Below are 8,912 nucleotides of genomic sequence, written 5' to 3'. Positions count from 1 at the left end.
TATGCACGAAGAGCGAACCCAAAAAGAGATAAAGAAAAAGGACGATTAAAATGCGGCCTGAATCCAATTATCTCTTAATGTCTAACCTATGAGCACCAGTTAAAGCGATGGTATTGGAAATACGACGTTTTATGCCGCGCTTAGGTGGAAGAAAATTATACTTTCTACTTAAACCCAAATTCATAGAGCAAGGTATAAGTTTAGGTCGAGACGCTTTTTTAATTACTTGAAAAATGAACATTTATTGGTTAAACCTAAGCGTAGTTATACAAAAACTACTTTTAGTAAACATTGGATGAAAAAGCATCCTAACTTGCTTAAAGATATGCAACCATCGCGACCAGAAGAGGTATTTGTAAGCGATATAACCTACATTCAATCAGAGCAAGGTGTTCACTATCTATCGCTAGTAACTGATGCGTATAGTCGAAAAATTATGGGATATGAACTCAGTGATGAAATGAAGGCGACAGATGTTGTTAAGGCATTAGATATGACCATCAATAATCGTCAGTATCAATGTAGTACGATTCATCATTCAGATAGAGGGTTGCAGTATTGCTCGCGGGTATATCAAAGTAAAGCTTAGTGAAAATGGCATTATTCCATCAATGACCGATGGCTATGACTGCTATGAGAATGCACTGGCGGAGCGTATTAACGGCATATTGAAGCAGGAATTCTTACTCTATAAATGTCAAAACCTAGAAGAGCTAAAGCAGCTCGTCGATGAATCAATATTGATATACAATGAATTGAGACCGCATTTAAGTTTAGGAATGAAAACACCAAACCAAGTGCATAAAAAAGACCAGGAGCAAAAGCTACTGGCCTTCAATTAAAACCGTCAACATATTTTAGGACGGGACAATTAACTCACCTCGATGCTCTGAGCGTTTGTTATAAGTTAAAACCCAGAACAAGCACCTTCAAATAGAGCTTTATCCATATTTTTAATTCCTTTTTTATCATAAATTCCGAAATAGTATTTATCACTATTAATTTCTGCAGTCGTTCCAACAGCAAATCTTTGCAGATTAACATCGCAGCCTTTGACTGGTTCGAACATTCCTACAGTAGTATGAAATTTTACTATTTTTGTATCATTTATATTTTTAGGTTTATCACTATTACCTGATGACCACGTACCTGTAATTGGTGTTTTGGACCCATTATTATCAACGTAATAGTAATGCCAGTTAGGAGGGTTTTCATCCCATACAGGGCTACCACTTGCTTGGGTTAACAAAACACCCGATTGTGGTATTTCAAAAATAGCGGAGCCATTTTCATATTTAGCGGGCTGACCTTTTGGTACATTATAAATAATATAAAAGGTTCCTTTATATTCTTCAGGTATTAAATAAACGCTTGGGTTGGGCATTATTCTATCTGGGCACATTCCATCAAAAATAGATTTATCAATGTTTTTTATACCTTTAGCATCGTAAATATCAAATATGTTTATGTTATCGAGAAACTGTGCTTTAGTGCCAACTGTAAAGTGAATATATCCAGCGCTACATCTTCTTATCGGTTCTATTTCACCTACAGAACCACCAAATATAACAGCTTTATTATATTCTCGGTTTTCTGGCGTATCGTAAATTCTAGTAGACATCTGTTCGACAATAAGTGTTCTGGTACCATCACCATTTTTAAAATAAAAAAGGGCATCACCATTATCTTCTCTGCCTGATTTCATTTTCATTTGCGTTATTAGCATACCCGATGCAGGTATTTCATAAACGCGGGACTCGCCTTCATACCTGGGAGGTTGACCATTAGGAACGTTATAAATAATGTAAACTGAACCAACGTAACCCTCGGGCATAAGATAAATACTGGGACCATTTTCTTTACTATCAGAGCAGGCTGAAAGTAAGGTAACAATAATACTAATATAAATGATTTTTAGTGCTTTTATGTTAAAACAAAGTCTGCTCATTTGGGTTTTCATTTTAGTATTCCATTGAAGCAATTTTTTAAACTTGCTTTTTCGGTTAACATATCATGTTCAATGTTTTGTAGGGTAGATTTAAGTGATAATATTCATACGGTCTTTAACTTTATCAATTTCAATTATTTGTATTGCAGATCTAAGGTGTGCTGGTTTCAGCAGAACGATGCAGCTATTCTCATCTGTATTATTTAGATTTAGCCTTAAAACTAGTTTATTAAACTGTTTAAAGCTTACTGAAGTTAATGCTATCTAAAGGGAAATAACGATGACACGTATTTTAACTTTTTGTTTTATAGTAAAAAGTCAAAGCACTCGCTAATTCAGAATAATACGATATATCAGAGTTTTAGGTACGCTTGTTGTCGCTATATATGCAATGTATTAGCCCTAGAAAAATATTAATACGAAACTTATTATAAATACCCCTTCTGCTTTGCTTATTTTGAGTAAGGCACCATTAAATAAATATTGAGATTTAAACCATGGCACCAGGAACCAGCCTAAGCGTACTTGAAATAAGTGCGATATTTTTATCAATTACCGCGTTACTCACCTATGTAAACCATCGTTTTATTGGCTTACCAACAACCATTGGCGTTATGGTTATTTCAATGCTTTTGTCTATCGGCGCTATATTTTTGGGCTTTTTAGGGTTTGATGATCTTATAGATTACGAAGTGAGCTTGCTCGATCAGTTAGATTTTACCGAGGTTTTGCTTGATGGCATGCTTTCTATGCTGCTTTTTGCAGGGGCATTGCACGTTAATGTTAGTGATTTAAAGCGTTATAAACTGCCAATCGGGATTCTTGCGTGTTTAGGCACGTTGTTATCTACGGTCATTATTGCCGGCGCACTTTATTTTGTATTGCCGTTACTTGGGTTTAATTTGTCGTTTATTTGGTGCTTGTTGTTTGGCGCGTTAATATCGCCAACCGATCCGATTGCGGTAATGGGTATTTTACAATCGGCTGGCGCGCCTAAAAGTATTGAAACAGTGATTGCGGGTGAATCGTTATTTAACGACGGTATTGGCGTGGTTATTTTTGTGCTTTTATTGGGTATTTTATCCAGCGGTGATATTCCTACAACCTATTATGTGGCACACACGCTGGCGGTTGAAGCCGGTGGCGGTATTGTTTTTGGTTTGGTATTAGGTGGTATTTTATATTACTTACTTAAAAGTATTGATAGTTACCAAGAAGAAGTACTACTTACTTTAGCGGGCGTTATTGGTGGTTATGCACTTGCAAGCCATTGGCATTTGTCGGGCCCACTTGCCATGGTAATGATGGGGTTAATGGTAGGTAATCATGGTCGTAGTATGGCTATGAGCGACAAAACACGCCATTACGTTGATTTATTTTGGGAGCTGATTGACGAGATTTTAAATGCCATTTTATTTGTTTTAATTGGGCTTGAGGTGGTAATGATTGCGTATTCGGGCAATTTATTTGTTGCCGCAGGTTTAGCGATTATTATCGCGTTATTAGCGCGGCTTATTGTGGTTGGTGTAACCACAACTACTTTTGGTAACCAGTTAGGGTTACCTGCTGGTGCTTGGAAAGTATTAACCTGGGGTGGTTTGCGCGGCGGTATATCTGTGGCGTTGGTACTGCAATTACCAAATGGTACAGAGCGCGATATTTTATTGGCTCTGACTTATGCCGTTGTGGTGTTTTCTATTTTGGTTCAGGGTTTAAGTATTGGTAAAGTGGCTAAAAGCATTCGTTAAATATAAAAATGATGAATTAAATAGAGGCGGTTAAAGTGCGCCGAATATAATTATATTTATAAGCCCGTAAAATAAGCAGATTTTACGGGCTTATTTTTTTAGAGTGAAAAGAGGGTTTAAATATTTTTAACCAGCTGTTTTATAAGTGGTTATAGCGATGATCGCAAATAAGCCTACTTTTAAAGTTAAAATTAAAATCAAAATCAAAATTAATATTTAAGTTAGACTAAAGTCTATAGGTTAGATTTATTCACTTATTAGGTTTGTTTTAATCGTTTGTCGGTTTTGTGTTAATTCTCTAAAGTTCAGTTGTCGGCAACAAGCACGACTAACTAATACCAATTTTATTAAAACATGATCATTTTAGCGAATTAAATAACTCACTAACGGCGTTAAAAATTACTTATATAGAACGACTATATTTCATAATTTTTGCCTTGTTATTAAGCTATTTACCTGACGCTAAAAAAGCTCACTAGTTTAAACAATTGGCATAACAGGAATATAATCATGAAATTGACACTTATCAAAACTATCGCTCTTGGCTCACTACTTACATGTTCAGCTGCTGCAATGGCTAACCAAAGTGACTATAAATTAATGGTTATAGAAGCTGCAACAGCACCACAGCCACTTGAGCAATCATTTAATAGCTGCGCACTGAATGTTAAGTCAAAAAATTACGCACAAGCTGAAGAAATTTGTACACAAGCAATTGCACTTTTAAAAGACGCCGATGGTCCTAAATTTAAAGTACGCCAACTTACGTCATTTGCATTAAGCAACCGTGGTGTTGCACGTTTAAAAGCGAATAACGATACAGCTGGTTTAGCTGATTTATACGAAGCAAACCAAATGTCTACAAGTACAATGGTATCGCATAACTTAACTCGCGCTAAAGAAGAACTATCGTTATAAAAAGCCGTTATAAGCTTTTTATAAAATAGCGAGAGTAAAAAAGCCCATGTTAGGTTAATCCCTAACATGGGCTTTTTTGTGTTTGTTTTAACTAAAATTTAGTGAGCGCATAAATAATTACGTACACGGTGCCTATTTATAAAATGATTACCAAGGCTAAATATTAAAACGTAAGCGAGAGTTGAACACCACTGTAAATATGTTCTTCTGCTTCCCAGTAGTAACCATCAATTTGGCGTACTCGTGTAAATGCTTCTATTTTAAATGGTTTAAAATGATAGCCCATCCCAATACCTGCGTAGCCGTCTATGTCGTTGTTCGATTTTTCTATTTGGTAGGTGTTATCACCGCGGTCGTTTTTGAAGGCGAGTTCGAATAGGTCTAAACCTAGCTCTGCGTAAATAAAAAAGTCGTTGAAGTAGCCAAGTTTCATCCCGTTATCCCAGGTAATGAATTCTTCTTGCTCGCCTTGTTTGTTATCTACTCTTGCGGCACCAACAGCGCTTGTAAAAATAACGCCAAAGTGACTGTTATTTTGTTTTGCCATCATTTCGACACCAACAGATGTAATGCTACTATCACCATTAAATTCTGATTTAACAAATACGGCGGTGTTTGGCATTTTGCTACCAAGTAAAAGCCTTGCATCGGCATTTTGGCTAAATGGTAAAAGTGTGCCTAATAGAACAAAAAGAGGGAGTTTGTATTTCAAAACAGTCAGCCCGTTAATAATGATAAGTTAGTAGAGTGGTTATTATAAGTGCGTTGTTTAGTATTGCATGTAATTAAGTGTATAAATTTGTTTGATTGTTATTTGACTATGGCAAAAACAAGTAGGTTAAAAATAAACCTACAAATAAAAACTTATAAATAAAGAGTATTCATAAAAACAAAAATGATGATTTTTAGGTACAGCCATGTTGTGTAAGTCCTTTTTATATATAGAAAAAATAATATCGTATTAGACTAAGGTCTATAGGTTAATTTTTCTCACTTATTAGGTTTGTTTTAATCGTTTGTCGGGGTTGTGTTAATTCTTTAAAGTTCAGTTGTCGGCAACAAGCACGGCTTAACTAATCAGGAATATGACCATGAAACTTACACTTATCAAAACTATCGCTCTTAGCTCACTATTAACATGTTCAGCTGCGGCAATGGCTGATACAGGTGATTACAAATTAATGGTTATTGAAGCTGCAACAGCGCCACAGCCACTTGAGCAATCATTTAATAGCTGCGCACTTAATGTTAAGTCAAAAAACTACGCACAAGCTGAAGAAATTTGTACACAAGCAATTGCACTTTTAAAAGACGCAGATGGCCCTAAATTTAAAGTACGCCAACTTACGTCATTCGCATTAAGCAACCGTGGTGTTGCACGTTTAAAAGCGCATAACGACACTGCTGGCCTTGCTGATTTATACGAAGCAAACCAAATGTCTACAAGTACAATGGTATCGCATAACTTAACTCGCGCTAAAGAAGAACTATCTTTATAGAAAGCCTTTATAAAATGCTTTATAGAGTGCTCTTATTTAGAACACTTTTATAAAATAGCGAGAGTAAAAAGCCCATGTTAGGTTAATCCCTAACATGGGCTTTTTTGTTTTAACTGCATAGATTTAGCCCACTATTACTTATGTTATTAATGAAAAAATAAGTGTGTCATCATTTTAATTTCTTTTTTCTCTAAATCTATACAAGTTTAATGTTGTAAATTCCGCTACTTATTAAGTAAATCAGTATCTAATTTTTCTAAAATATTGTGAGGGTTGAAAGGTTTTTTACCAATTTGTTTTTCGAATTCTGAGCGTATATTTTCATCAAGTTTCATGAAGTCAATTTTAAGTTGTAAAAACTTTTTTGATTCATATAAAATTTCAGTAGTACTCTCACTATATTCAGATACGGCTAAACCAAGCTCAGAACGAGTGAAATTAAGTTGATTAATCGCAAAAGCTAGCGCATAGCGAGACTTACTTTCACATAGCTCTTGATTTCGAAACTTAAAATAGAACAGCGACTTCATAAATTTGTTTTTTGATACTTTAAGCGTTTTAAATACATTTAAATCTAGTCTTAATTCCGAGGATGTATTTTCCTCTTTTTTACATCGTGAAATAGAATCAGACAAAAGCTTTGTTTTATTTTCTACTTTATTATCTAAAAAATTCAAAATTTCATCATCAGAGCCTAATGAGTGAGTCGAATATAAAGCTATAATAATAGGTAGTATAGATGTTAGTTTTTTATTCACAGCCATTGAAAATTCCTTGCCAAAACCTTAATCGCTTGGGATTGTTGTGCATATGATAATACAAGACTATAAAGTCAGCTTCTTTTATAATTACATCCTTTACTAACGAAGAACTTGATTTCATCGCATCCGCATAAAGAGCCTATTCTTGCTGTGTTATATTGTAAACTACTTGTTGTAGTGTTTTTTTGTAAATACAGCTGAAAATACCTACAGATAAGTCCGTTTATGAATCCACCTGTTACTTTTTTATTCTTTCTTACCTCAAGATCTTTTTGGCTAACAGCATAAAAATTATATTCCATTTAGTGGTTCGCATTTATTTATTAAAAACTCTTTATTAAAATTAATAGTTAAAATGTAACTCAATACATTTAAAAGACAAAACAGTGTGTAATTATTTAGTTTAAAATTTTTTTTCATTATTGTATATTTTAGATGAAGATGATTTATTTGATCATTTTATACTGTCAGGTATTTTATAGGCTTGACCCAAATATTTTAAATATATAAAGGACTAACTAATGGGCTACGATGTAACTTTTCATGCAATTTCTAAAAATGAACTTAAAAAATATGTTTATGACGTTTTAGAGGATCCGACTTTAGCTGAAGAGCGTGGTAAGGAACTTACTGATGACGAAAGCGAGCAAGAGTTTATTCAAAGTATTTATGGCAACATGAGAGAGTGGCTGAGCGCGTCACAGCAAGAGCAGAATGACTTTGCAAAAACTTTTTCTTTTGCTATTGCAGCAATATCTGGTTATCTCCATGATTTTTATTACTCACGAAACTTTGCGTTATCTTTTATTGAGTTTGAAGATCACCCAGGCTTTTTTAAAAGTTATACATCTATTGAGGGCTCCCCATTAGTTGACTGTACTGATTTAAGCGGTGGTAACATAGAAGGTAATTACAGCGCTTCAGGTTTTAGTGATGATGCTAAAGGCATTTTTGAACTAATGGAACAGATAGATTTGGATGTAGACGAAGAAGGGTTAGATTCATTAAAAAGGGCGCTAAAATACTGCGTTGATAACGACTTGCTGTTTTTAGAAGCAAGTGACTTAGTGGTTCCTTTTTCAAACGAAAGCTTTACAAATACAGATAAAATGAAGGCACACTTTCTTAAAAATATAGAAGGTTAAAATTTCTACGAGTTAATTTACTAAGGGCTATTGATTTAAAACTAACGTTAAATAGCCCTTATATACATTTCATTTATTAGACTAAAGTCTATAGGTTAATTTTCTTCACTTATTAGGTTTGTTTTAATCGTTTGTCGGGGTTGTGTTAATTCTTTAAAGTTCAGTTGTCGGCAACAAGCACGGCTTAACTAATAGGAATATAACCATGAAATCACTTATCAAAACTATCGCTCTTGGCTCACTACTTACATGTTCAGCTGCTGCAATGGCTAATCAAAGTGATTACAAATTAATGGTTATAGAAGCTGCAACAGCGCCACAGCCACTAGAGCAATCATTTAATAGCTGCGCACTGAATGTTAAGTCAAAAAATTACGCACAAGCTGAAGAAATTTGTACACAAGCAATCGCACTTTTAAAAGACGCAGATGGCCCTAAATTTAAAGTACGTCAACTTACGTCATTCGCATTAAGCAACCGTGGTGTTGCACGTTTAAAAGCGCATAACGATACAGCTGGCTTAGCTGATTTATACGAAGCAAATCAAATGTCTACAAGTACAATGGTATCGCATAACTTAACTCGCGCTAAAGAAGAACTATCTTTATAAAAAGCCTTTATAAGCTTTTTATAAAATAGCGAGAGTAAAAAAGCCCATGTTAGGTTAATTCCTAACATGGGCTTTTTTGTGTTTGTGCGTAGTGTTAAATCAGCTTTTTAAAGGTGGGTTTAATAAGTTTTTATGCTCATTTATATTTTTAAATATTTAAGTGTAATACTTCCATTAAAGGGATTACAGCCAGGGCAAGAGCATGAAAAAACACTATAAATTCAATACCTTTTCAAGATAAGCTGTACTGCGCATCGCTTTCTTCTGCTTTGCTGGCATACCT

At 34.6% G+C, this 8,912-nt stretch carries 8 protein-coding genes and 1 pseudogene; 6 read left to right on the top strand and 3 right to left on the bottom strand.

Going from position 1 to position 8,912, the window contains the following annotated elements; genetic code table 11:
- Nucleotides 1–95: 95 nt before the first annotated feature.
- Nucleotides 96–842, top strand: a pseudogene (locus GQR56_RS20780) (IS3 family transposase); the annotation flags it as partial.
- A gap of 65 nt (nucleotides 843–907) precedes the next feature.
- Here GQR56_RS20780 and GQR56_RS20775 read toward each other — a convergent pair.
- A complete protein-coding gene (locus GQR56_RS20775; RefSeq protein WP_166115206.1) occupies nucleotides 908–1,960 on the bottom strand; it encodes a hypothetical protein in 1,053 nt (350 codons plus the stop codon).
- A 485-nt stretch (nucleotides 1,961–2,445) separates the two neighbouring features.
- Between GQR56_RS20775 and GQR56_RS20770 the strand changes: the two genes are divergently transcribed.
- Both GQR56_RS20770 and GQR56_RS20765 read left to right on the top strand, forming a co-directional pair.
- Nucleotides 2,446–3,696 carry a sodium:proton antiporter gene (locus GQR56_RS20770; RefSeq protein ID WP_166115203.1) on the top strand — a complete coding sequence of 417 codons (1,251 nt, stop codon included), beginning with the start codon at nucleotides 2,446–2,448 and terminating at the stop codon, nucleotides 3,694–3,696.
- Nucleotides 3,697–4,206: 510 nt separating this feature from the next.
- The gene (locus GQR56_RS20765) at nucleotides 4,207–4,614 is read left to right on the top strand and encodes a hypothetical protein (protein WP_166115201.1); all 408 of its coding nucleotides are present in this window, start codon (nucleotides 4,207–4,209) and stop codon (nucleotides 4,612–4,614) included.
- Between the two features lie 163 nt (nucleotides 4,615–4,777).
- Here GQR56_RS20765 and GQR56_RS20760 read toward each other — a convergent pair whose 3' ends face one another.
- Nucleotides 4,778–5,326 (bottom strand): hypothetical protein, encoded by a 549-nt coding sequence (locus tag GQR56_RS20760; RefSeq protein ID WP_166115198.1) that lies wholly within the window; start codon nucleotides 5,324–5,326, stop codon nucleotides 4,778–4,780.
- Between the two features lie 379 nt (nucleotides 5,327–5,705).
- Here GQR56_RS20760 and GQR56_RS20755 point away from each other — a divergent pair, with 379 nt between their 5' ends.
- Entirely contained in the window at nucleotides 5,706–6,113 is a 408-nt protein-coding gene (locus GQR56_RS20755) for a hypothetical protein (RefSeq protein ID WP_166115195.1), read from the top strand.
- Nucleotides 6,114–6,337: 224 nt separating this feature from the next.
- On the opposite strand, the gene GQR56_RS20750 is transcribed toward GQR56_RS20755, so the two are convergent.
- Nucleotides 6,338–6,877 carry a hypothetical protein gene (locus tag GQR56_RS20750; RefSeq protein WP_166115193.1) on the bottom strand — a complete coding sequence of 180 codons (540 nt, stop codon included), beginning with the start codon at nucleotides 6,875–6,877 and terminating at the stop codon, nucleotides 6,338–6,340.
- 518 nt (nucleotides 6,878–7,395) lie between these two features.
- Between GQR56_RS20750 and GQR56_RS20745 the strand changes: the two genes are divergently transcribed.
- Both GQR56_RS20745 and GQR56_RS20740 read left to right on the top strand, forming a co-directional pair.
- The gene (locus GQR56_RS20745) at nucleotides 7,396–8,019 is read left to right on the top strand and encodes a hypothetical protein (protein ID WP_024612756.1); all 624 of its coding nucleotides are present in this window, start codon (nucleotides 7,396–7,398) and stop codon (nucleotides 8,017–8,019) included.
- A gap of 205 nt (nucleotides 8,020–8,224) precedes the next feature.
- Nucleotides 8,225–8,629 (top strand): hypothetical protein, encoded by a 405-nt coding sequence (locus GQR56_RS20740; RefSeq protein WP_166115190.1) that lies wholly within the window; start codon nucleotides 8,225–8,227, stop codon nucleotides 8,627–8,629.
- Nucleotides 8,630–8,912 lie beyond the last annotated feature (283 nt).

It is taken from the genome of Pseudoalteromonas sp. Z9A5, assembly GCF_011378875.1.
In the GTDB taxonomy this organism is placed as follows: domain Bacteria; phylum Pseudomonadota; class Gammaproteobacteria; order Enterobacterales; family Alteromonadaceae; genus Pseudoalteromonas.
This window is presented reverse-complemented; position numbering and strand designations above follow the sequence as displayed.

What these genes read in the sequence shown, in the direction of transcription:
- GQR56_RS20770 (WP_166115203.1), top strand. Translation starts at nt 2,446, where the DNA reads ATGGCACCAGGAACCAGCCTAAGCGTACTTGAAATAAGTGCGATATTT.
- GQR56_RS20740 (WP_166115190.1), top strand. Translation starts at nt 8,225, where the DNA reads ATGAAATCACTTATCAAAACTATCGCTCTTGGCTCACTACTTACATGT.
- GQR56_RS20745 (WP_024612756.1), top strand. Translation starts at nt 7,396, where the DNA reads ATGGGCTACGATGTAACTTTTCATGCAATTTCTAAAAATGAACTTAAA.
- GQR56_RS20755 (WP_166115195.1), top strand. Translation starts at nt 5,706, where the DNA reads ATGAAACTTACACTTATCAAAACTATCGCTCTTAGCTCACTATTAACA.
- GQR56_RS20775 (WP_166115206.1), bottom strand. Translation starts at nt 1,960, where the DNA reads ATGAAAACCCAAATGAGCAGACTTTGTTTTAACATAAAAGCACTAAAA.
- GQR56_RS20750 (WP_166115193.1), bottom strand. Translation starts at nt 6,877, where the DNA reads ATGGCTGTGAATAAAAAACTAACATCTATACTACCTATTATTATAGCT.
- GQR56_RS20765 (WP_166115201.1), top strand. Translation starts at nt 4,207, where the DNA reads ATGAAATTGACACTTATCAAAACTATCGCTCTTGGCTCACTACTTACA.